This window comes from Vibrio sp. 10N.247.311.14, from assembly GCF_041467715.1.
Classification (GTDB): Bacteria; Pseudomonadota; Gammaproteobacteria; order Enterobacterales; family Vibrionaceae; genus Vibrio; species Vibrio crassostreae_C.
The window spans coordinates 69960-92487 of sequence record NZ_JBFSVE010000008.1 but is presented as its reverse complement, the minus strand read 5'-3'; the positions used below and the strand labels follow the sequence as shown (position 1 = coordinate 92487).

Annotated in this window: 26 protein-coding genes; 21 read left to right on the top strand and 5 right to left on the bottom strand. The window is 45.1% G+C overall.

Annotated elements, in window-relative coordinates:
• The first annotated feature begins 34 nt into the window (after positions 1–34).
• Genes AB6F11_RS04840 through AB6F11_RS04815 form a run of 6 tightly spaced genes read left to right on the top strand, consistent with a single transcriptional unit; the run spans position 35 to position 4954 of the window.
• Positions 35–802: a DUF3450 domain-containing protein gene (locus tag AB6F11_RS04840; protein ID WP_017062550.1), complete on the top strand. Its 768-nt coding sequence runs from the start codon at positions 35–37 to the stop codon at positions 800–802.
• Positions 802–2178 carry a MotA/TolQ/ExbB proton channel family protein gene (locus tag AB6F11_RS04835; protein WP_102394360.1) on the top strand — a complete coding sequence of 459 codons (1377 nt, stop codon included), beginning with the start codon at positions 802–804 and terminating at the stop codon, positions 2176–2178. The genes AB6F11_RS04840 and AB6F11_RS04835 overlap by 1 nt, the downstream gene beginning before the upstream one ends.
• Positions 2178–2738 (top strand): MotA/TolQ/ExbB proton channel family protein, encoded by a 561-nt coding sequence (locus AB6F11_RS04830; RefSeq protein WP_010429842.1) that lies wholly within the window; start codon positions 2178–2180, stop codon positions 2736–2738. Before AB6F11_RS04835 ends, AB6F11_RS04830 begins: the two co-directional genes overlap by 1 nt.
• On the top strand, positions 2735–3139 hold the full coding sequence (locus tag AB6F11_RS04825; RefSeq protein WP_004739212.1) for a biopolymer transporter ExbD: 405 nt from the start codon (positions 2735–2737) through the stop codon (positions 3137–3139). The genes AB6F11_RS04830 and AB6F11_RS04825 overlap by 4 nt, the downstream gene beginning before the upstream one ends.
• 19 nt (positions 3140–3158) lie before the next feature.
• Entirely contained in the window at positions 3159–3779 is a 621-nt protein-coding gene (locus AB6F11_RS04820) for an energy transducer TonB (protein WP_102394361.1), read from the top strand.
• Complete coding sequence (locus AB6F11_RS04815) at positions 3776–4954, top strand: lipopolysaccharide assembly protein LapB (RefSeq protein ID WP_102320786.1); 1179 nt, start codon at positions 3776–3778, stop codon at positions 4952–4954. Before AB6F11_RS04820 ends, AB6F11_RS04815 begins: the two co-directional genes overlap by 4 nt.
• 129 nt (positions 4955–5083) lie before the next feature.
• Here the strand turns inward: AB6F11_RS04815 and AB6F11_RS04810 are convergent, their stop codons facing one another.
• Complete coding sequence (locus AB6F11_RS04810; protein ID WP_104216032.1) at positions 5084–5404, bottom strand: hypothetical protein; 321 nt, start codon at positions 5402–5404, stop codon at positions 5084–5086.
• A 343-nt stretch (positions 5405–5747) separates the two neighbouring features.
• Here AB6F11_RS04810 and AB6F11_RS04805 point away from each other — a divergent pair, with 343 nt between their 5' ends.
• The 9 genes from AB6F11_RS04805 (at position 5748) to AB6F11_RS04765 (ending at position 12435) form a co-directional block, all read left to right on the top strand.
• Positions 5748–6377 (top strand): PepSY-associated TM helix domain-containing protein, encoded by a 630-nt coding sequence (locus AB6F11_RS04805; RefSeq protein WP_102394362.1) that lies wholly within the window; start codon positions 5748–5750, stop codon positions 6375–6377.
• 71 nt (positions 6378–6448) lie between these two features.
• Positions 6449–6967 carry a DUF2271 domain-containing protein gene (locus tag AB6F11_RS04800; RefSeq protein ID WP_017062545.1) on the top strand — a complete coding sequence of 173 codons (519 nt, stop codon included), beginning with the start codon at positions 6449–6451 and terminating at the stop codon, positions 6965–6967.
• A 118-nt stretch (positions 6968–7085) separates the two neighbouring features.
• On the top strand, positions 7086–7922 hold the full coding sequence (locus AB6F11_RS04795) for a DUF4198 domain-containing protein (protein WP_102394363.1): 837 nt from the start codon (positions 7086–7088) through the stop codon (positions 7920–7922).
• 115 nt (positions 7923–8037) lie between these two features.
• Positions 8038–8373 (top strand): hypothetical protein, encoded by a 336-nt coding sequence (locus AB6F11_RS04790; RefSeq protein ID WP_017062543.1) that lies wholly within the window; start codon positions 8038–8040, stop codon positions 8371–8373.
• On the top strand, positions 8370–8948 hold the full coding sequence (locus AB6F11_RS04785; protein ID WP_104216033.1) for a DUF6162 family protein: 579 nt from the start codon (positions 8370–8372) through the stop codon (positions 8946–8948). The genes AB6F11_RS04790 and AB6F11_RS04785 overlap by 4 nt, the downstream gene beginning before the upstream one ends.
• Positions 8949–8964: 16 nt before the next feature.
• Entirely contained in the window at positions 8965–9900 is a 936-nt protein-coding gene (locus AB6F11_RS04780) for a metal ABC transporter solute-binding protein, Zn/Mn family (protein WP_104216034.1), read from the top strand.
• Entirely contained in the window at positions 9900–10634 is a 735-nt protein-coding gene (locus tag AB6F11_RS04775) for a metal ABC transporter ATP-binding protein (RefSeq protein ID WP_017070975.1), read from the top strand. Before AB6F11_RS04780 ends, AB6F11_RS04775 begins: the two co-directional genes overlap by 1 nt.
• Complete coding sequence (locus AB6F11_RS04770; RefSeq protein WP_102394366.1) at positions 10634–11509, top strand: metal ABC transporter permease; 876 nt, start codon at positions 10634–10636, stop codon at positions 11507–11509. The genes AB6F11_RS04775 and AB6F11_RS04770 overlap by 1 nt, the downstream gene beginning before the upstream one ends.
• A 2-nt stretch (positions 11510–11511) precedes the next feature.
• The gene (locus AB6F11_RS04765; protein ID WP_017064558.1) at positions 11512–12435 is read left to right on the top strand and encodes an ABC transporter substrate-binding protein; all 924 of its coding nucleotides are present in this window, start codon (positions 11512–11514) and stop codon (positions 12433–12435) included.
• Positions 12436–12549: 114 nt separating this feature from the next.
• Here AB6F11_RS04765 and AB6F11_RS04760 read toward each other — a convergent pair whose 3' ends face one another.
• Positions 12550–12759, bottom strand: coding sequence for a DUF2986 domain-containing protein (locus AB6F11_RS04760; RefSeq protein ID WP_017060973.1), 210 nt, complete (start codon positions 12757–12759; stop codon positions 12550–12552).
• A gap of 97 nt (positions 12760–12856) precedes the next feature.
• On the opposite strand from AB6F11_RS04760, the gene AB6F11_RS04755 reads away from it, so the two are divergent.
• Positions 12857–13372, top strand: coding sequence for a GNAT family N-acetyltransferase (locus AB6F11_RS04755; RefSeq protein WP_102394367.1), 516 nt, complete (start codon positions 12857–12859; stop codon positions 13370–13372).
• Between the two features lie 2 nt (positions 13373–13374).
• Positions 13375–13770 carry a nitrous oxide-stimulated promoter family protein gene (locus AB6F11_RS04750; RefSeq protein WP_048612640.1) on the top strand — a complete coding sequence of 132 codons (396 nt, stop codon included), beginning with the start codon at positions 13375–13377 and terminating at the stop codon, positions 13768–13770.
• Between the two features lie 102 nt (positions 13771–13872).
• Here the strand turns inward: AB6F11_RS04750 and AB6F11_RS04745 are convergent, their stop codons facing one another.
• Entirely contained in the window at positions 13873–15270 is a 1398-nt protein-coding gene (locus AB6F11_RS04745; protein WP_102394368.1) for an MATE family efflux transporter, read from the bottom strand.
• 50 nt (positions 15271–15320) lie between these two features.
• Between AB6F11_RS04745 and AB6F11_RS04740 the strand changes: the two genes are divergently transcribed.
• The gene (locus AB6F11_RS04740) at positions 15321–16214 is read left to right on the top strand and encodes an AraC family transcriptional regulator (RefSeq protein ID WP_017060977.1); all 894 of its coding nucleotides are present in this window, start codon (positions 15321–15323) and stop codon (positions 16212–16214) included.
• A 134-nt stretch (positions 16215–16348) separates the two neighbouring features.
• Here the strand turns inward: AB6F11_RS04740 and AB6F11_RS04735 are convergent, their stop codons facing one another.
• The gene (locus AB6F11_RS04735; protein WP_102320790.1) at positions 16349–17500 is read right to left on the bottom strand and encodes an MFS transporter; all 1152 of its coding nucleotides are present in this window, start codon (positions 17498–17500) and stop codon (positions 16349–16351) included.
• On the opposite strand from AB6F11_RS04735, the gene AB6F11_RS04730 reads away from it, so the two are divergent.
• Entirely contained in the window at positions 17472–17711 is a 240-nt protein-coding gene (locus AB6F11_RS04730) for a hypothetical protein (RefSeq protein ID WP_017060129.1), read from the top strand. The two genes, AB6F11_RS04735 and AB6F11_RS04730, sit on opposite strands and share 29 nt — an antisense overlap.
• Before the next feature lie 57 nt (positions 17712–17768).
• Here the strand turns inward: AB6F11_RS04730 and AB6F11_RS04725 are convergent, their stop codons facing one another.
• A complete protein-coding gene (locus tag AB6F11_RS04725; protein WP_102394369.1) occupies positions 17769–18794 on the bottom strand; it encodes an AraC family transcriptional regulator in 1026 nt (341 codons plus the stop codon).
• A 369-nt stretch (positions 18795–19163) separates the two neighbouring features.
• Between AB6F11_RS04725 and AB6F11_RS04720 the strand changes: the two genes are divergently transcribed.
• Together AB6F11_RS04720 and AB6F11_RS04715 are read left to right on the top strand one after the other, a co-directional pair.
• Positions 19164–20768 (top strand): long-chain fatty acid--CoA ligase, encoded by a 1605-nt coding sequence (locus tag AB6F11_RS04720; RefSeq protein WP_065584942.1) that lies wholly within the window; start codon positions 19164–19166, stop codon positions 20766–20768.
• Positions 20761–22440: a GMC family oxidoreductase gene (locus tag AB6F11_RS04715; protein WP_104216035.1), complete on the top strand. Its 1680-nt coding sequence runs from the start codon at positions 20761–20763 to the stop codon at positions 22438–22440. Before AB6F11_RS04720 ends, AB6F11_RS04715 begins: the two co-directional genes overlap by 8 nt.
• The last annotated feature ends 88 nt before the right edge of the window (positions 22441–22528 follow it).

The following is a 22528-nucleotide window of genomic DNA, read 5'->3' as shown; positions in this document are numbered from 1 at the left end:
ATTTGACCTTCTTCTATAGTAAATGACTACAATTATGAATCTTTTAAAAACTAGCCTGGCGCTTGCCATCAGTTTGGTTGCAACGTCTTCTATGGCAAACAGCTTGGATCAAGCTCAATCAATTCAAAACAAGACCAATAACGCGTCGGCTTCGAGCCAAAAGGTTATTGATAAAAGCTCACAAGCGACTTTAATGCTGCAAGCTGAGATTGAGCGTCTGCAAGAAGAAGTTAAAAACCTAGAAATCTATCACGATCACCTTGCTGCATTAGTTGAGAGCCAAAACCAAGAAGCTCAAAGCATTGAAGAGCAGATCGAAGAAATCAAATACACACGCCAAGGTGTTGTGCCATTGATGTATCAAATGATCGATGGTCTTGAACAGTTGGTAGAGAAAGACGTGCCGATTAAGAAAGAACAGCGTCTAGAAAGAGTAGAAAAGCTACAAGCAATGATGACTCGTGCTGATGTGAGTGATGCTGAGAAGTATCGTCGTATCCTGGAAGCTTACCAAATCGAGATGGACTACGGCATCAAGCTCGGTGCTTACCAAGGCCGCGTTGCATTGAGCAACGACAGAACGATTGAAGCTGACGTGTTGCACCTAGGTCGTATCTCTTTGGTGGCTCGTAACCTAAATGGCAGCCAATATTGGTCTTGGAATCAAACACAAAATCAGTGGCAAGAGCTAGATTCTTCAATGAAATCTGAGCTAGATAAAGCTTACGACATTGCAAGCCAACAAGCGGCGCCAAGCCTAATTACTTTACCTGTTTCTTTAACTGTTGCGGAGGTTAAGTAATGAACTTAAAGCCATTAGCAGCATTGCTTTGCATTACGTCACTTTCATTTTCAGCTTTCTCTGCATCAGATACGACGGCTCAGCTAGTTAATAAAGCAAAATCAGAGAGTCGAACTCAAGCTTCTCACAACGTAGTGCGTGAAGCTGATTTCAAAAAGACAGAACAAGAACTGAAAGCGATCAAAGCTCAGCTTGAAGCGAAGCGTACGTCTATCCAAGGTGCGACAGATGTTCTGACTCAAACGTTCAGTGATAACGAAAACAAGCTTGCTCGCTTAGAAGAGAAGCTGCGTTTAGAAACCGGTAGCTTAGGCGAGCTGTTCGGTGTCGTTCGTCAAAACGCAAAAGAACTCGGCGCAGAGCTTAGCTCAACCGTGAATAGTGTTGATCGTGCTGAACACACTGCAACTGTTGATCAAATCATTGATGCTAAATCACTGCCTTCAATGCCACAGCTGACCGGTTTGTGGATGAGCATGGTTGAACAGATCCAAGCGAGTTCTGAGCTTAGCAAATCTCAAATTGCATTCATTAATGGTGAAGGCAATACAAACAAGGTTGACGCTTACCGACTAGGTTCGATTGGTCTTGTGACAGAGCAAGGCTATGTTAACTGGAACACTCAGCGTGAAGATGCGATCGCTTATCTTAAGCAACCACAAAATGGTCCAACGTTAGCGTCACTTTCTTCGTTAGCGAATGGTGAAGTATCTAACGTGGTTGTCGATCCTTCTCGCGGGTTTATGCTAGAGCAATTAGCACTTACGCCAAGTTTAACTGACCGTCTACAAGCGGGTGGTGTGGTTGGTAAAGTGATTCTTGGCCTACTAGCTATTGGTCTAATCATCGCATTAGTTCGTGGTGTCTCTCTTGCTATCGCACGCCAGAAAATTCGCGCGCAACTTAAGAACCCTGAGCAAGCGGGTGATAACCCACTAGGTCGTGTTCTTGCGATGTACAACAAGGAACAAAACCAAACGGTTGAAGCGTTAGAGTTGCGACTTTTAGAAGCGGTAGTTGATGAGCAGACTCACCTAGAGAAAGGTCTATCGATGCTTAAGCTATTGGCGGCACTAGCACCAATGTTGGGCCTTTTAGGTACAGTAACCGGCATGATCGAAACATTCCAAGTGATCACTCAGTTTGGTAATGGCGACCCTAAAGTTATGGCGGGTGGTATCTCGATGGCGCTTGTAACTACGGTACTTGGTCTGGTTGCGGCAATGCCTCTTCTACTGGCACACAACATTCTTAGCACTCAAGCAGAAAACATTCGCAATATTCTTGAGAAGCAAGGTATTGGTCTTGTTGCTGAGCAGGCTGAAAAGACCGTTGAATCAAACGCTGTTGTTTCACCAGTTGGGACTGCTGCGTAATGGATATTTTGTCGGGTTCTCTATTACCAGCGAGTTGGTTAACGAGTGACTGGCTGCTGTCTTTATCAAGCTTTATGGAGCAGGGCGGTTTCGTCCTGTGGTGGCTAGCGGCTGTCGTCCTAGTGTATTGGGTGCTTGTGGTAGAACGTGTGCTTTATCTTGCGTTCTACTTTCCTAAGCAACGCCAAGCTTGGATAGCGAAATGGCATGAAAGAGAAGATCACTCTTCTTGGCATGCCAAAGCCATTCGTGAAGGTTGGTTAGGGCAAGCGAGTATCTTGCTTAACCAAAACTTGAATTTTATTAAGCTGTTAGTCGCTATTTGCCCGATGTTGGGCTTGCTAGGCACTGTAACCGGTATGATCTCTGTTTTTGATGTTATGGCGACACAAGGCAGCAGTGACCCTAAATTGATGGCTTCAGGTATCTCGTTAGCAACACTGCCAACCATGGCAGGCATGGTTGCAGCGTTAGCGGGCATGTTCGTTCACGCTCGCTTAGCGAAAGTATGTAACCGCTTAGAATTGAAATTAGAAAAATCTTTAAGGAGTCAACGATGAGACTCGGTCGACGTCATTCTAAAAACGAAGAGGCTCAAATAGACCTTACTTCGATGCTTGATATTGTCTTTATCATGCTTATTTTCTTTATTGTGACCAGTTCATTTGTTCGTGAGTCAGGGGTGGAAGTCAATCGCCCACAAGCTTCTAACGTAGTAAGCCAAAAGGATGCAGGCATCTTTGTTGCGATTACTTCTGCAAACGACATTTTCATCGACAAGCGTGTCGTAGATGTTGAACGTGTCCAAGCGACGTTAGAGCACTTGTTGCTAGAACAACCTGATGCTTCTTTGGTTATTCAAGCGGATGAACACGCTTACAACGGTACTGTTGTTAAAGTGATGGATGCCGCGAAAGGTGCAGGTGTTAAAAACATTGCGCTTGCTGCTGATAAGCGATGATCTTGGAGGATCTTCATAAATGATTCGCCTATTTCTTGCTTTACCGCTAGCGGGTGCATTGGGCTTAGCTCTGTTTTCTTTTATGGCTTGGATGGTCGATAATGGTCACCAACGTTCACCAGACAACAGTGAAACGTTAAGTTTCAACATGGTAATGGTGGAACAAGAACAAGAAATCCAAAGAAGACAACGTGCAGTTCCTGAAAAACCAGAAATGCCAGAGCCGCCACCGGAAGCGCAAACGTCTCAGTCACAAGCTGAAGTTACGCCTCTGAATTCGATGTCTTCATTACCTTCTTTGGATTTGAATACATCCATTGACGGCCTAGCGATTAACGCGCCGACATTTTCTGATTTTGGGTCAAACCAACAAGCAATGCCTCTGTATCGAGTAGAACCTCGTTACCCACCTAAAGCGCTGAAGCGTGGAGCTGAAGGCCATGTGATAATGTCTTTTACCATCGACGAAACGGGACGCCCAATTGACATTCAAGTCACTGACGCAAACCCACGTCGTATGTTTGAACGTGAAGCGATGAGAGCACTTAAAAAATGGAAATATCAACCGAAAGTCGTCGATGGAAAAGCGATAGCTCAGGTTGGTCAAACCGTGAAACTAGAGTTTAAGTTGGCAAAATGATGAAACATATATGGATATTAGTGGGCTTGTTGTTAATGCCCCTTACAACACAGGCACAAGAGCTAACCCAATATACTGCTATTCGTGTTCAAAAGGCGCATAAGCTTGCTCAAGATGAACAGGTTAAACAGGCCATTGACGTACTAGCAGGTTTAGAGCTTTCTAAGGGCTACGACAAAGCGTACGTAGCTCGTATGCTAGGTGTTTTTTACTGGCAAGATGGCAAAACCGATAAGGCGATTAAGCAGCTTACATACGCCGTCGATACCAATTTGCTGGTGGATGAACAAGCTTGGATAACGAAGCGTATGCTTGCGGATCTGTTATTAAACGATCAACAGTTCAAAAACGCGCTTCCACATTACTACGAGTTAGTAAAAACAGCGCCAGAGGCAGAAAAGAAAGACGTGCTTTGGATGCGAATTGCACAAGCGGAATACCAAATCGAAAACTGGTCGAAAGTCCTAGTGGCCATCGGTAATCACGACAAGTTCAATTCAAAACCAGAGTTATCACCTCTATCGCTAAAACTGGGCGCACAGCTTCAGTTAAAGCAGTGGAAACAGTCGATTCCTACACTGGAAAGCTTGATTGAACTTCAACCCGAGAAAGATAACTGGTGGCGTCAACTGGTTGGTATTCAACTTAGGTTAGATCGTAATCGTGATGCATTGAACACGTTAGCACTGGCTGATCTACAAGGTGTTGAGCTGAAGAACTCAGATCGCCGCTTGTTAGCGCAGCTTTACGCGAAACGTGGCATTCCAGAGCGCGCAGCACAAGAAATTAGTAAGTTAGATGATGCGAACAGCGATGTTCAACTTCTGGCTGAGCAAGCAACCTACTGGCAGTTAGCGAAAGAGTGGGACAGTGCTATTGAAGTGTGGACGTTAGCGTCTAGAAAAGACACGCAATATCATTGGAATGTGGCTCAGTTACTGGTTCAACAAGGTTACTACGATCGTGCTCTGGTTGTTTTGGATAAAGTGAAAGACAAGAACAAGCAAGCTGATGTTGCTTTAGCGAAAGTACGTTCATGGTACAAGCTAAAGAATCTTGATAATGCTCTTGCTCAAGCGAAACGTGCGAACAACATTGAGCCTTCTTCTGAGGCAAAAGGTTGGATTAAATATCTGACTCAGCTAAGAACAGTGAGTGATAACGGCAACGTCTAACTGCGAATAGCACAATAGAAGACAAGAGAAAGTAATATAGAGAAAAGGGTGTCATTTGATGGTTCAAATGACACCCTTTTTAATTTTGGCGGTTAAAGCTTTTTGAACTTTATCGTTCCAATGCGGCAGTTAAGGCTCGCACATCGTGCCGCTGGACGTAGCACTTTGAATCACGCCGCTGGTATCAGCAACCCAATTAATGGTGCAGTCACGATAAGGGTTTTTGAATGCGTGTACTGTATAACCATTGTCTAACGGTTTCTTGGTTTCAATCCAAGCATAGTTTCGAGACGCCCAAAAACTGATAGGGCGTGACCGTTCGGTGAGATAACGTTCTTGTACATCGGTTATGTCTGAACCGATGTATTCTTGAATATGTTCTTCCGTGCTGATTATTTGGCTGGTGCACGCCGTCACTAGCGCAGCAAAAACCAAAACAAAAATACGCATTTCAAATCCTTTTAAGCTTCATTAGCTATCATCAAACCAGTGATCAAATAGTCCCAACTTTCTATCCTTAAAGCTACGACTGTTACCTTAAACCCATCTCAATCAAGCATGTTGAGATTGAGCTTTTTTGAGCTTTGACCCTGTTATCAATAACCTCTAATAAAACGAATCAAATCCCTTTAGTACACGTTAGCAAGAATATGCATACAGTTCGATTACTTCCCATGTAATGTTATGTAAATTTCCTTACGCCACTCGGCAAACGTAAACAATGTAAATTGAATGCCAATACGAATGATTATCAACTAAATTGACGCCATAAAATTTATAGGTATTGGTTTGTATGTCGTTAAAAAGTAGGGCGGTTCAATCATGGGCTCGTCGACTTCATGTTTATATTTCAATGGCGCTTCTGTTCGTTGTTCTTTTCTTCTCAGTGACAGGTATCACCCTTAATCGACCTGAGTTATTTGAATCAACCCAACCCAATATCCAGCGGTCTACGTTAACGCTTCCTACAAGTTTATTTTCAATCCAAGACGGGCGATTAAAAGCCGACGAAACGGCCTTTGAGACATTTCTGTTTGAAGAAGCTAACCTCTCCGGCGTTCCTTCAGGTTTGGACATCTACGCAGAGATCGAAGACGGTGAGTTGCTCATCGGTGAAGTGTCTATGGACTTCAAAGGACCGGGCTACAACGCTTCCGTGTTTGTTGACGTTACGTCTGAATTTGTAGAAGTCGAAACCACGAATTACGGCGTTATCGCATTGTTGAACGATCTACATAAAGGTCGTAACAGCGGTGAAGTATGGAAATGGTTTATCGATATCACTGCGCTACTGATGATCTTCTTTGTGCTTACTGGCGTGTGCTTACTGTTACCTAAGAAAAGGACGCTTAATACTTCCATCAAATGGACGGTGTTTGGGTCTGCAATCTCATTGGTTATCTATTTTGTCGCCGTGCCTTAACGCTTGATTCGATTGATGAATCGGATTGAAGAGCGAACTTAAGGTTAAACGGATTTAAAAGGTTGTTAAAAATGAAAAAAATGAACTGGAGCAAGGCGCTTCTTGCTTTATCTCTTTTGCCAAGCCTAGGTATGGCACAAGCGATTCCTGATACGGCAAAACTGGATGTCAGCTTTGAGCTTCCAAAGATTGATACCTCTATGTATGCACGTCCTTATGTGGCGGTGTGGGTAGAGAATAGCGAACGAAAGTCAGTGAAAACCATCGAGCTTTGGGTCGGTAAAGACGAATGGCTTAAGGATCTGCGCAGCTGGTGGAGAAAGGTTGGCCGTTACGATCGTGAACTGGTTGATGCTGTGACGTCTGCAACACGTCCTGCTGGCCAGTACCGTTTCGTGTGGGATGGTAAGAGCGACAGCGGTGAAACGTTAGAACAAGGCGAGTACACGGTTCATATCGAAGTGGTTCGTGAACACGGTGGCCGTAATTACCTTCGCCAAAAAGTATCACTCGCAGATTCAAACATATCTTACGAATTAAAAGCAACGGAAGAGACGGGTGAAATCACCCTGAACTACATCGCTAAATAGCAAGTGCGAACAGTAACTAGTAAGTACGAACTAAAACCAAGCTGAACAGAATAGACAGTGGTCATCGTAGGCTCAGATAGAGCGACACGGCTAACAATTATGAATAATGGAATTGAACATGATGAAACAGACAAAAATCAAAGCACTTGCTCTAGCGGGTGTGATGGCATTCGGCCTAGCAGCAACGACAACGGCACAAGCTCACCCACGTTGGATTTTGCCATCTCACTTTACTGTATCTAAAGAAGGTGGTGATTGGCTAACGTTCGATGTTACTGCGTCTCACGGTACGTTTGTTTTTGATAAGCCTGCTGGCAGCGAAAATGCTCATGTCATCATGCCAGATGGCCGCAGCGAGCGTCCTAACTTCGTTATTCGTGGCAAGCGTCGTTCAATCTTCGACTTCTATTTTGAAGAAGAAGGTACACACAAAGTGGCGATCAACAACCAGCCGTCTTACTACACGCAATACAAAGCGGGTCGCCGTGACACGGTGAAGTGGATTAAAGCAAACAAAGCTGAGCGTGACTCAGTTCTACCTGAAAAATCACGTGACGTGGTAACGCAGATCAGCTTCACTCGTGCAGAAAGCTACATCACGGTAGGTAAGCCAACGGATTCAGTGTTCAAAATTGAAGGCAAGCTTCTAGAAATGAAGCCTGTGACACACCCTTCAGATATCGTTGAAGGCGAACCTGTGACATTCCAGTTCTTCTACAACGGTGAAATCCAGAAAGACGTGAAAGCGGAGATTACTCGTGAAGGTACGCTTTACCGCAACCACCAAGAGCAGATTGATGTGGTGAGTGATGAGAACGGTGAAATCACGTTTACTCCAGACGTAGCAGGTCGTTACGTAATGAAAGCGAACTACAGAGGTGAGTTGATTGACAACCCACTGGCAGACAAAGCAAGCGCGAACGTTCACCTAACGTTCGAAGCGCTGCTTCAATAGTCTGTGATATCGGGGCTAGATCCCTGATTAAGAATCAAAAAAACTTAAGGGCTCATTTGAGCCCTTTACGCTCAGTTTACTTCTGATAATTTGCACTGTGGCTAGGGTACGAACCATGACAATAAAAACAAAACTTAACGCTTTAATGACTCCTTGCTTAGCATTGGGACTTGGTTTCGCTGCATTACCTGCGCAAGCACACTTTCCACTGATGAGCTGCTGGTTTGAAGGTAAGACTGTTGCTTGTGAAGCGGGTTATTCGGATGGCAGCAAAGCGATTGATTACGCAGTTGAGATGTACGATTACGAAGACAACTTGATTGCAAAAGAGATGACAGATAAACGTTCTATCGTTGAATTCCCACATCCTGACACTGAGTTCTACCTTGTGTTCGATTCAGGTCATGAGTTTCCAGTTGAAGTTGATGTTGTAGAGATCAGTGAAAAATGATGATTCAAAGCGTACGTGCTGATACGGGCGGCAGAGAGGGCAAATGGGTAGGACTGATCATTGTGTTCATCCTTTGCTTTGCAACTGTCGCAATCCCATTTCATCAGGCTGAATCCCACGTTAAAGCAGTGCTTGATCATCAAATTCTAGTGACTGATGTTGAACAAGAAAACTTGGCGATGCTATCAGAGCTGCGTTTAGCGCATGAAGAAATCCGTGACCTGCGCATGGACTCAGATGGTGATTGGCCGAGTGTTGCATCACTTAAAGATGAATGGGTTGCCCCGTTTGTAGAAGATCAGAGTTGGAAGCGCAAAGGTTCTCATGCTTGGGTACTGGACGAGCGTGGTTATTACTTTTCTACTCCAAGTGAACAAGCTACGCCTACCGATCATGGTTTTGCGGATTCCTTTATTTTAAATGCGAACAGCGTTTCTCCTGAAATCTGGATCTTCTTGGGCGGTGTAGCGAAACAGCCCGCTACTTTTGACCAACACACGCTAGAGTCTACGGGTTGGAAAATGGTCGTGAACGAATCAGAAATTGAACAGCATCATGAAAGCGATGCTCACTAATAATAAGAGAATTACTATGCGAATTATGACTCTGTTCATGTCGTTATTAGCGGTGTTCATGGCACCCAATGCATTGGCAAAAGAATATAAGATCGACAGCAACAAGCTGACGATTGGTATCACGCTTCAACCTTACTACAGCTACGTAAAAGCAGTAGTAGGCGACAAAGTGAACATCCTTCCTTTGGTTGATGCCGGCTTTAATCCGCATAACTACTTGCCACAACCGAACGACTTGAAGAGATTGAGCCAGATGGACGCCATCGTGGTAAACGGTATTGGTCACGATGACTTCGCGCTTAAAGTGATTTCAGCCGCGCAACGTGATGACCTAGTCGTGATCGAAGCAAACAAAGAAGTGCCTCTACTTCCTGCTCTTGGTCAGTCTGTTGGTCAAGGTGCCGTTAACCCACATACCTTTGTTGGGCTTTCGACAACAATTCAAAAGGTTTACACCATCGCGAGTGAGGTCTCTAAGCTCGACCCTGACAACGCGGCTTTTTATCGTAAGAATGCACGTAAATACGCAAAGCAATTTCGCTTTATGAAGCGCGATGCGATGTTGTCATTAGGTGAGTTAGATACTTCAGGTATGAAGGTGGCGACCACGCACAATGCGTATGGCTACATCCTTCAAGAATTTGGTGTGGATGTTGCGGCGGTGATTGAGCCTGCACACGGTGTTGAACCAAGTGCGAGCCAGTTGCAAGAAACGATCGAAAAGATCCGCGCATCGGGCATTGACGTGTTGTTCTACGAGCTAAACATGCCAAACCGTTTTGTTGACACGATTGAAGCGGAAACGGGTGTTCAGCTTTACCGTTTCTCTCACATGACGCATGGCGAATATGAAGACGACAAAGTCGAAGTTGAGATGCAGAAGAATCTCGAGACATTAATCGAAGCAATGAAATTTGCGGCGGCGAACCAAGCTAAAAGCGGGAACGCATAATGTTAGGTCCATCGATTTCAATCAATCAACTCGGTCTTCAATATGACAACAACGTCATTCTTGACGATATCTCACTAGAACTTAAAGCGGGTGAGTGCCATGTAATCATGGGGCCAAACGGCGGTGGTAAAACCTCTCTGCTACGCTCTGTTCTTGGTTTGACGCCTTTCTCTGGGCAAATCAATATTCATTGGCCAGAAAAGCCAAGTATCGGTTATGTTCCACAAAAAGCGACCTTCGAATCGAGCTTGCCTTTGACGGTCATGGATTTCGTGTTGCTTAACCAAACTCGAATTCCGCTATTTTGGCGTCGTAAGTCTAAGCAATTGGATCTTGCACTCGCACAATTAGATCGCGTTGGTATGGCTACCCGTAGCGACCGCCGCATGGGACAGTTATCGGGTGGTGAGCAGCAACGCGTGCTGTTTGCCCAAGCGCTATTAGATAACCCAAGTCTACTGGTGTTGGATGAACCAACCACGGGTATGGACGAGCAGGGCGTTCGTTATCTTGAATCGTTAATTCGTGAATGTGTTAGTGAAGGTCGTACGATCCTTGCGGTACACCACGATGTCACGGCAGTGCGTCGACTCGAAGCGAACGTACATGTTGTGAATCGATTCTTGGTTGATAGTGGCCCACACGAACAAGTCTTACACCCAAGTAAAATCGAGAGCCTGTTCCAGCACTACAGCAGTGGCTCTGCGATGACCAAATCGAAGGAGGTTGCGTAATGGATTGGTTACGACAACTAGCCGTAAGTGGTGTTGAAGCGGGTTGGTTATCTGACAGCTTCATGTATGCGTTCATGGTCAATGCACTGGTTGCTGCATTGTTACTGGGCCCGTTACTAGGTGGCCTGGGTACTTTGGTGATTGCTAAGCGTTTGGCTTTCTTCTCTGAAGCGGTAGGCCACGCGGCATTAACCGGTATCGCTATAGGTGTGTTGCTTGGCGAGCCACCAGAAAACCCAATTATTGGTTTGTTTAGCTTCTGTATGATCTTCGCGCTGCTTCTTCACTTTGTAAGAAACAGAACCAATGTGCCATACGATACTTTAGTTGGCGTTTTCCTTGCTTTAGCACTGGCAGTGGGTGCGGCGTTACTGATGTATGTTGCTCGTAAGATCAATATCCACATGCTTGAAAACGTACTGTTTGGCTCGATTCTTACGGTAACAGACCAAGACTTAGCGATTCTCGCAGGTAGTTGCGTGATCATCATCTTGCTCTTGATACCGACATTCAACCGCATTCTCCTGACTTGTATCAGCCCTGATATAGCTAAGGTTCGTGGTTACAACACCAGCTTTTACGATTACTTGTTTGTCATGATGATCACCTTAGTGACAATTGCGGCCGTGAAGATCGTAGGTGCAGTTCTAGTGGGTGCGTTATTGTTGATTCCAGGTGCGACCGCTCGATTGTTAACTAAACGTATGGGGAGCTTTGTTCTCTTGTCGGCATTACTCGCAACCATCGCATGTTTGGTTGGAACCGTGTTGCCTATGGAACTCAAACTGCCAGTGCCATCGGGCGCTTCAATCATCATCGTTTCTGCAACGTTTTTCCTAGCAGCAACGCTATACCGAATTGTAAGAAAGGCGTAATCATGACTTGTTTAATGAATCGTATCGCTAGCTCAGTAAAAGCAACGGCTCAAGTGAGTGTACTTGGTAGTGTATTAATGGCTGGTTCTTTGATGTCACTGAACGTGAATGCAGAAGACATCCTAACCAGTACACCTGTGACTTATGCATTGGCGACAGAGCTAACCAAAGGCACGGACATTACGACCGAATATCTACCACCTAAGCGCTACGGTATTGACCGTCTGCCGAATTGGTTTGGTACCAAGGGTGCGAGTAAAGTGCTTCAATCGGGTGAAAAGGCGACCGTTGCGGTAACGTTGTCATCGATCTGGCAAGCCGACCCTACGTTTGTATACGCAAGACAAAGCAATATCCGTTTAGTTGAGGTTGATGCCGCTCAAGCGATTACACCGCGTGCACAAGGCGTTGCTGCGCTTACATTGTCGAATGGTGATGTGTCTAAATACGCATGGTTAAACCCGACCAACTTAACACGTATGGCGGCGATTGTGGCTGACGACTTTAAGTTGTTGTGGCCTGCGCAAGCTGAAACGATTGATAGCAACTTACAACGTGTGATGTTGGATGTTCGTGAACTGATCAACAAGCAGCAAGCAGTATTGCTCGACAATGACGTAGATTCAGTATTGTTGCTTTCAGAAAGCTTGGAAGATTTCGCCTCTGGCAGCCAACTGTTTGTTGAAGAACGCATGTTCAAAGCTGAACTGGAATGGACAGAGCAGGACAAAGCCAAGCTTAAAGAGATGTTTTCGGAAGATGATGCTCTATGGTTAGTTACAGCGAAAAAGCCAAGCAACTTGATTAAATCATTGGTACCGAATGAGCGTATCTTGGTAGTGGATTCTGTTGATCGTTGGGGCAGAGCGGGAATCAACGCAAAAGCACCGTTTGCCCGTTGGGAAGTGCAGCCATTCAAAGGCTAACCAGCGCGATTAAAAATGGTAGGATCAAAAAAGCAGCCCAATTTGAGGCTGCTTTTTTGTTCTTGTCTGTTGGCTCTGAAAAGAGTGTCAGACAAGAGGACTGCGAGTATAAACTTACTCTGCAGCTTTTGTCTCTTCAGCTTCAACAGTTGCTTCTACTGAACCTTCAGCTTGCTCTTGAGCTGCTTTCGCTTGTTCTTCAGCTTCCATTTTTGCACGGTCAGCTTTAGAGATGTAGCGAGGCTTGTTGCTACTATGCAGTTTAGAATTCGCCTGTTTCTGCTTCTTTTTTAGAATTTGATTGATTTTTTTCTTACGGTTCATTGCTGCATAGCCTTGTATTTAGTTTAGGCGGTGGAGGATAATCATTTTAGCTCTAGAACTCAATATTTACATGGTATTCAGCAAGGAAAATATCACTATGCAGTCAGTCGAGACCGAACGTTTAAGATTAAGAATGATCACACCTCAAGATGCGGCGTTTATTCAACGACTATACAGCTCAGAAGATTTCCTGCGTTACATTGGTGATAAGGAAATCAACGACACTGAAAAGGCTGTCGAGTACATTGAAAACAACATTCTTAAGATGCATGAAGAGAAGGGTGTCTGTTTGTTGATGGTTGAAATCAAAGAAACTTCAACGCCAATTGGTATCTGCGGATTAATAAAAAGAGACACCTTAGCGTCGCATGATATTGGCTACGGGTTTGCTCCTGAGTTTTATGGTCAAGGCTTTGCCCAAGAAGCCGCGGAGGCGATAATTGAACAAGCTAAGCAGAATGCTGATATCGATCATTTAGTTGCCATCACTACCTCTGATAACATTCGAAGTATCACACTACTGACTAAGTTAGGCTTTGTGTTCGAGCGAGTTGAAGATGTGATAAGCGAAAGCGTTAATCTCAACCTGTACGGTTTATCTCTGGGCAATTAATCATGTTTCAACATAACAACATTCTACAAGGCGAACTCGCAACGGAGTACAAAACCGTTATTGCGATGGTGCACATCTACTGTAAAGATCACCACGGTGCAGTACGTCAGAATGGCGCGTTATGTGAAGAGTGTGATCAACTGTTACGTTATGCCGAAACACGACTTGACCGTTGCCCTTATGGTGAAGCCAAACCGACGTGCAATAAGTGTCCGATCCATTGCTATAAGCCCGATCCGAAAGAGCAGATGCGTTTAGTGATGCGCTATGCTGGGCCAAGAATGTTACTCAAGCATCCGATTTTAGCGATCAGACATTTGATACATGAAAAAAGAAAGGTGCCTGAGAAGCCGTTGCCGAATGTTTCGAACCGTCATATCCGAATGAATAAGAAGTAACTGGCGTCTAAAGTGGTTGCTGAAGAAACGAAAAAGGTCTGATTTCTCAGACCTTTTTGATGTAGATACGCTGCTATCTCAGCTTAAATGTAGCCAAATAGTTTATGCCGCTTGAGGCTCGTCGTAGGTCACTGTGAGGTTGTTGATCCAGCGTCGGCTTAGGTAACGATGAGAACAAATTGCCAGTTTCACCACTTCTTCCACCAACATCAAACCATAGATGTATTTGAAATCCCATCCAGCGACAAACGCGCCGTAAACACATACTGGAATGCCGACCATCCACATCGCGATGAAATCCATACGCAGGCAGAACGCATTATCGCCACCAGCACGAATGATACCGTTAATGATCACCATGTTCAGCATACGAATCACCACCGCAAAACACATAATGGTCATTGCAGGTGAAGCGAGCGGGTAGAGCGCATCTGTAGAAAGGTTCAGCCATGTTAGAACATGCTCTTTGCCCATAAACAGTAGCAATCCGACAACCGCACCAAAACCAACCACGGCTTTGATGAACGTCAGACCCATACTCATAGCGTCATCAAACTCATCACGACCGAGTGAGTGACCAAGCAACACGGAACACGCTACAGAAATACCAAAGAATATCGAGTAACACAGCGACTCAAAAGGCGCGAGCATAGAGAACACAGCAAGTTCCGTTGTGCCCATGTGACCGAAGATCATTTGGTATGCCATAGTACCCATTGCCCATAACACGGCATTCATCGTTAGTGGCAAAGCAATACGACGGTAAGACAACCATAATGACGGACGATGTGGTGAGCTAGGCGTAGTTAACAACCAGTGTTTACGCATGCGCATATAGCCATACATCAAACCCACTTGAATCAAGCGCGCTAAAGTGGTTGCCAATGCCGCACCTGCAACGCCCATCGCTGGAATACCGAAGGCACCTTTAATGAGTACGAAGTTAAGTGCGATGTTGAGGGCAATCGTGACCGCACCAAGCAATAGTGGTGTTACGGTGTCACCTGATGAGCGCATGCTTGCTTCTACCACGACCACAATGTGAGTCAGCAGAAGGACAGGGAATCCATACCACAGGTAAGTCGCGCCAAGTTCAATCACGGTTTGATCGCTGGTCTGCAACATCATTAAAAACTGAGAACCAAGAGTGATGATTGCAGTAACAGGCAGCAGAACTTTTAAGCCAAACACCATTGCGATAGATGATACCGTTCGCGCGCTTTTTCGGTCGTTCTTTCCCCAGTATTGAGCGACTAATGTTCCGTTTGCTGAGGCCAACCCTGCCATAATCATAATAGCAACGAAGTGCCATTTTGATGCAATTCCCACAGCCGCAGCTGCTTCCATACCATAATCACTGACCATTAATACGTCAGCAAGGGCAAGAATAGCGACAAGCGCACTTTGTAAAGCAACAGGTAAACCCAGTTTAACGATACGAGGTAAGATGCTCTCTGGCTTGTTATTCATAGATGAGTTAGGGTTGATGTTAGTTGTCATAAGCTCTCCGATTTATGGCAGAACTATAGTGATTTGAGCGAAGTAACAACATGTTTAAAAAACAACAAAACCTGTGCGAATCCGTCATTGATTCAATGAGACCAAAATCAACTTGGCATGATGATGTTTTTCTCGCTGAACAGTGCAAAGAACGTTTTTTGACCGTTGAAGATATTCCAGAGATGAAAAGCTTTGGTGTCTATATGGGCGGCATGGCGAAGCTATATGATGGCTACTGGGTTGAGCGCGAATCCGTTAATGTTCATACGTTGATTTTCACTATGGAAGGTGGCGGCATTCTAACAACCGCAACATCGGTCCAAGCGATTACACCTTATACACTCGTGGTGCTTCCTGCTGAAACCCCATTTCGTTTTGAACTCGATCCTCAATATAATTATTGGAAAATGGCGTGGATGCTGACGCCTGACACCAAGCAATGGCAGCACATAGCAAGTTTAGGACAGGGGATTGTGCCTTTTGGAGAGTGTGAGCAGATCTGGTCATTAATGAACTTGGTTTACTTTGAGATAGGCGGTAGAGCCAGTTACCGTAAGTTACTCTTGAGTGAAATTATCCGAACATTGACGGGGTTTGAGCCTAAGTCGACCAGCACCACTGCACGTGTTCAAGCGCTCTATAACGAAATTGAAAGTAGTCTGCATCAGCCATGGACAGTGGCAGGGATGGCTGAAAGAGTGTTTATCAGTGAAGAGCAACTCAATAGAGTCACCAAGACGCTATTCAACCTCTCACCACGCAGTAAATTGATTCAATTACGCATGGACAAAGCCACCAGTCTACTGAAATATCAAGATTGGTCAGTTTCTATGATTGCTAATCGCTTAGGCTACAAAGATCCTTATAACTTTTCGCATCGTTTCAAAAAGCATTTCGGTTTATCACCCAGTCAATATCGAAAGAGCCATCGACTTCTTGGTTAGCCTTGCACGATGAAATGAGAAGTGTGGGAGAAGAAGGTTACATATAGGCATGAGTTGAAAAGGGCCCTTCGCTTAGACATAAAGTCTGAACTCGGAGCCCTAATGACACGCATCTAGTGTCTGTCTATTTAAGCTTACTCGCCTGCAATCTGTAGGTGAGAGCGCTTTAGGCTAGCAATCAACATGTAGATCGTTGTAGCAAGTAGAGACGCGAACAGGTAAGTGAACAATCCTGCTTGTGAATCCATAAAGCTGTCTGCAATGATTGGTCCCGCAACAGAACCGATGCTGTAGCAAAGTAGCATGATTTGAGTCACTGACACCAAGTAGCTTGGGTCAAGGTTACGGCAACCTAAGTTAATCGCGATTGGGTATAGCGCAAATGTGGCCATGCCTAATACGAACAAGCTCATGCCTAGTACGTAGAAATCGTGATTGATAGTCAGCACACCAATGCTTGCAACCCCTAGCAGGCAGAACAAAGCCATTAATAACACTTGTCCTACGTGGTGAGATAACCAAGTCACCATCGGCTGTACAGCCATACCACCCATGATAACCAAAGCCATCAAACCACCAATGTCTTCGTGTGCAATGTTACGTTGAGCAAGTTCAACTGGCATCAAGCCGTAAATCGCACCTAGCGTTAATCCGGAAACAATGCAGCCAATTAGCGCGCTGTGGCTTAATTTGCTGATCTGCTTTAAAGACAAAGATTGCGCATCGTGGATCTGTGGTGGAGTTGCTTGTCCGTACATCAGCACAATGATCGCACCAAACAGAAGGGTGAACATTGCGATGAAAGGTACGCCACCAGTAATACCTAGGTAACCGATACCAAGCTGACCAACTGCAGAACCGCCGTACAGTGAACACATGTAGATAGCGAGACGTTTTGCGCGTTGTGACTCGTCGCCGCTCATTAGCCAAGACTCTACAATCACGAAGATACCTGCAACCGCCACACCAGCCACAAAGCGAGCTAGTAGCCATACTGCTTGGTGTGGGATCAATGGCAATACAAGGATCGTTGCGATGAACACACTCAATGCGATGACGAACGCGTCTTTGTGGCCAACACGCGCAATGGCACGTTCAATCAATAATGTACCAGCCAGTAGACCTGCATAGAATGCACTCGCCAACCAACTCGATAGATCTTTGTCTAAGCCATACTCAGACAGCATTAATGGTAATGAACTCATTAAGTAGCCTGAAGCGATCGCGTAAAAAGACAATGCAATAACAGGAACAGTTATGCGAGTTGTTGGTTGGATGTTGTCCAATGCAGGAGCCTCTGATAGTAAAAGAAACGATGAATTTTCCGCGACTATGGGGGAGAAACTGAATTGGGTAAAACAAATAAAAATGGTCGTTAAGATAAAAGAAATTTATCGACCAACTAAACTAAAATACGGTTGCGATATTTGGTGGTTTGGCGAGATTTTATGCGGGCAAAAAGTCGTTAAGCCGTTGTTCATTGGTGGTTTAATTTAGAAAAAGATTGCAGCGTGATTGTCTTTTTATGATTTGGATTGAGTGGGATTTTAAGTGTTAGACCGTTTCTTTACGGTATTGACGTGGCGAGCTTCCACTCCACTTACGAAAGGCATGACGAAAGTTAGCGCTATCAGAAAAGCCAACTCGTTCAGATATCTCTTCAATACTCATTCGAGTTGAAGAAAGGTAGTGCCGGGAAAGGTGAAAGCGAACATGGTCCAGTATCTTCTGATAGCTCGTATCCGCTGCTTTCAGGTGACGACGCAGAGTTCGAGAAGACATGCCCAGTTCTGAAGAAATGGATTCTATAGAAGGGTAACATCCTGGCCTTTCAATCAGCATCTGAGAGACTTTCTCTTTGAGGCTACTGGGTGCACTGACTTTTGCCAACATGTCATCACACGATTTTAAGCACATCTGTAAAGTGATGGGGTTGGCGGTAGGAAGAGATGAATACAAGGTGGTTGCGTCGAACTCCCATTCAAGCTGGTCACTATTGAATTCAACCGGGCAGCGGAAAATCTCTGTGTATAGATCGCCGTATTCAGGTTTTGGATAGGGGAAGCGGATCACTTGAGAAGGAAAGGGCTGCTGTAAGACCTCTTCGCACAAACTGTGTATCGCCGCGAACCAGTATTCACAACAAAAGGGCAGTAAAGAATCGAGTTCGATAAGTTGCTCTGCGCGAAAGTAACCAATGTTGTCTTCTACAGACATGGTTTTCCTGAGGACAGGGCCAGCAAGTTGCAGATACTTAAACCCGATTAAAAAGGCATCGAGTAGTGTTTCGCTGCTAAACACCGCATAACCGAGCACGCCGAAATCGCTGAACCTCGCTTGTTGGCCAACTTTAAGCCCCAATCCGTCTTCGTTGGAATTCGCTAACGCATTACTGAACACAGCAAGCTTTTGCGCCAAAGTGATGTGTGTATCGGGTGTGTTGAGTTGGAGAGCATCGATGTTACTGCCTTCGAGCAACTCTTCGATACTGAGAACAGGCGACAGGTAACGATGCAGCAACTGAAGATCCAGAATGCCGAATGCTTGCATGTCGGGTTCGTAAACTGCGGTGTATTCCATAAGCTGCCTCTTCTTGAATATCGATATCTTAACCGAACTTTTAACATTTACGCCTGTTGCTTGTTCTCACTTTCGCAAGCTTGTTCCAAATTTTGGTTTATGTGTGCAAGGTTTTATTGGGCTTACACAGGTCGTGTCCGAATATCACCGGTTTTTGTCTTTTTGAAACCTGTTCGAAATGTTATCGAAATGTTGTAATTTATTGGGCTGCACATTGGAGCGTCTCAAACATTTTGCTCAATAACGACTCTTATCTACATGACACACCAATGTGCAGGCTCGTGATGACAAGAAAGAGACTTATTACAACGATTAGAACGTCTACGGTGACCGTCACAAACAGGTCTAAGCCGCACAAGGAGATCATGGATGCACAATCTTGCTGTTAATTTGGAGCGTAGCGCTTCGCTTTTTCCAACTAAAGCCGCTCTGCGTATGGGATCGGATGAAATCAGTTTTTCTCAGTTAGAACAACTTTCTGGAAACGTGGCTGCTAACTTGAAAAGACTTGGGTTGCAGAACGGAGATAAGGTAGCGTTGTCATGCCCGAACGTGACTTACTTTCCGATAGCCTATTACGGGATTCTAAAAGCGGGTTGTGTAGTCGTGCCTTTGAACGTGCTATTCAAGGCCAGAGAGATCGCTTATCACCTTAATGACTCTAACGCGAAGGCCTATTTATGTTTTGACGGCAGTGAAGAGCTTCCAATTGGTCGCTATGGTTTACAAGGTTTTGAGCAGGCAAACCACTGTGAACACTTTGTCGAGATGCCTATCCCAACAAACACAGACACTACTTTAGAAAGTAATGGGGAGCATGAATCAATCGCTGATTGGTTGGCACAACCTTTTACTCCTTTTGAGTCTGTGGCTTGTCATGGCGATGATACCGCTGTGATCCTTTATACCTCTGGCACGACGGGTCAACCAAAAGGGGCTGAGCTTTCCCACACCAACATGCAAACCAATGCGATGTCGTCACAGTATCTAATGAGATTGGAGTACAGCGACACCACAATGGCTACACTGCCTTTATTTCATAGCTTCGGTCAGACGGTGATGATGAACGCGAGTGTGCTAACAGGGTCCACCATGGTGTTGATTCCTCGTTTTGAACCGTCATTGGTTATTGAACAGATCATTAGCCATAAAGTCAGCGTGTTTGCGGGTGTTCCTACTATGTATATCGCGCTATTAAAGGCGGGAGAAGAGTCTTCTGATAGTTTAGAAAACACAAGCAAACGCTCTGAACAGGTTAAACACAGCTTGAGGTTAGGTGTTTCTGGCGGTGCTTCTATGCCGCTTGAGGTTATACGACAGTTTGAATCTCGTTTTGAATTACCAGTCTTAGAAGGTTATGGGCTCTCGGAAACGGCGCCGGTTGCGACCTTTAATCATATTGATGGCGATCGTTTATCGGGTAGTGTCGGTCAGCCTTTATGTGGCCACCTCATCAAGATTACTGATATACAAGGCAACTCTGTCGCTATGGGTGAACTCGGCGAAGTCTGCATTAAAAGCCCAAGTGTGATGAAAGGCTATTATCAAAGGCCAGAGGCGACAGCTGAATCTATTCGTGATGGTTGGTTCTTAACGGGAGATATCGGTCGCGTCGATGAGCATGGCAATTTGTTCATTGTTGACCGTGTTAAAGACATGATTATTCGTGGTGGGTACAACGTTTATCCACGTGAAGTCGAAGAAGTGTTGATGTGTCACCCCGATGTCGAAATGGTCGCGGTGGTAGGCGAGCATCATGAACATTTAGGCGAGGAGATCCACGCGCATGTGGTTCTTCACGAACATACGCAATGTGATAGTGCCGCCTTGATAGCATGGTGTCGTGAGCAACTCGCCGACTACAAATACCCGCGTAAGGTATTCATTCGTAAAGCCTTACCCATGACAGCAACCGGAAAAATCTTGAAGCGTGAGTTACACCCACTAGAAATAGCGGAGATGGCAAATGGATAGTTATGATTTTATTATTGTTGGCGGTGGTTCAGCTGGGTGTGTGATGGCTTCTCGGCTGTCGGAAGATCCTGATGTGACGGTTTGCTTGTTAGAAGCGGGTGGTAAAGACACCAGCCCATTCATTCACACACCCGTTGGCGTGGTGGCGATGATGCCAACCAAACTCAATAATTGGGCATTCGAAACGGTTGAACAGCCGGGTTTGAACGGTCGTAAAGGCTATCAGCCTAGAGGTAAGACACTTGGCGGTTCTAGCTCTATCAATGCCATGATGTACGCTCGTGGACATCGCTATGACTACGATAGATGGGAAAGCTTGGGCAATGCTGGCTGGAACTATGAATCCTGTTTGCCTTACTTTAAGAAAGCAGAAAACAACGAAGTCCACCAAGATGAGTTCCATGGCCAAGGTGGTCCTCTTAATGTGGCCAATCTTAGATCGCCAAGCCCTATGTTGGAACGTTATTTAACGGCGTGTGAATCGATAGGTGTCCCTCGCAATGAGGATATTAACGGCGCTGCTCAGTTTGGGGCGATGCCGACGCAGGTAACACAGCTGAATGGTGAACGATGCAGTGCTGCCAAGGCTTACTTAACGCCAAACCTTTCACGATCGAATCTCACGGTCGTGACTAAAGCCACCACACATAAGGTTTTGTTTGAAGGCAAGAAGGCGATTGGGGTTGAATATGGTTCTAGCGGAAAGCGTTATCAGATACGATGCAACAAAGAAGTGATTCTTTCCGCTGGCGCGTTTGGTTCTCCCCAATTGCTGTTACTGTCTGGTGTCGGTGCTCAAACTGAACTAGAGACACATGGAATCGAACAGGTTCATGAATTACCTGGAGTGGGCAAGAACCTTCAAGATCATATCGACTTAGTACATTCGTATAAATGCAGTGAAAAGCGTGAAACTTTTGGTATCTCGCTGCAAATGGTCTCTGAAATGACCAAAGCCTTACCACTATGGCGCAAAGAACGCCGCGGTAAAATGAGCAGTAATTTTGCAGAGGGAATAGGCTTTCTCTGTTCCGAAGATCATATCGCTGTACCGGATTTAGAGTTTGTATTTGTGGTCGCTGTTGTAGATGACCATGCTAGAAAAATTCATACCAGTCATGGCTTTACCTCTCATGTCACCTTATTGCGACCGAAGAGCTACGGCACCGTAACGCTCAATAGTAATGATCCCTATGATCCGCCTAAGATCGATCCTGCGTTTTTCAGTCATCCTGAAGACATGGAGATCATGATTAAGGGCTGGAAGAAGCAGTATCAAATGTTAGAGAGTTCCGCGTTTGATGATATCCGAGGCAATGCTTTCTACCCTGTGGACGCCAGTGATGACAAGGCTATCGAGCAAGATATTCGCAATCGTGCAGACACTCAGTATCACCCGATCGGGACCTGTAAAATGGGACCTAGTAGCGATTCTTTAGCTGTGGTAGATAAAGATCTCAAAGTTTATGGATTGGATAATTTGAGAGTCATTGATGCTTCTGTGATGCCGACACTGATTGGGGCAAACACCAATGCACCAACCATTATGATTGCTGAGAAAGTCGCAGATCAAATCAAACAGCAATACGGGTTTGGCAAGCAAGAATCTAATATTCAAGCGAAAGGCGAAGCTGTAGTTTTATTCAAGAAGTTAGGTGATAACCATAAATAAAACAGTAGGTTAGATAGTCTTGATTTGGTAAGACTCTCTAACCTATTTTTGTGTGCTTACTTAGAATTAAGTAATGCTAAATCAATAG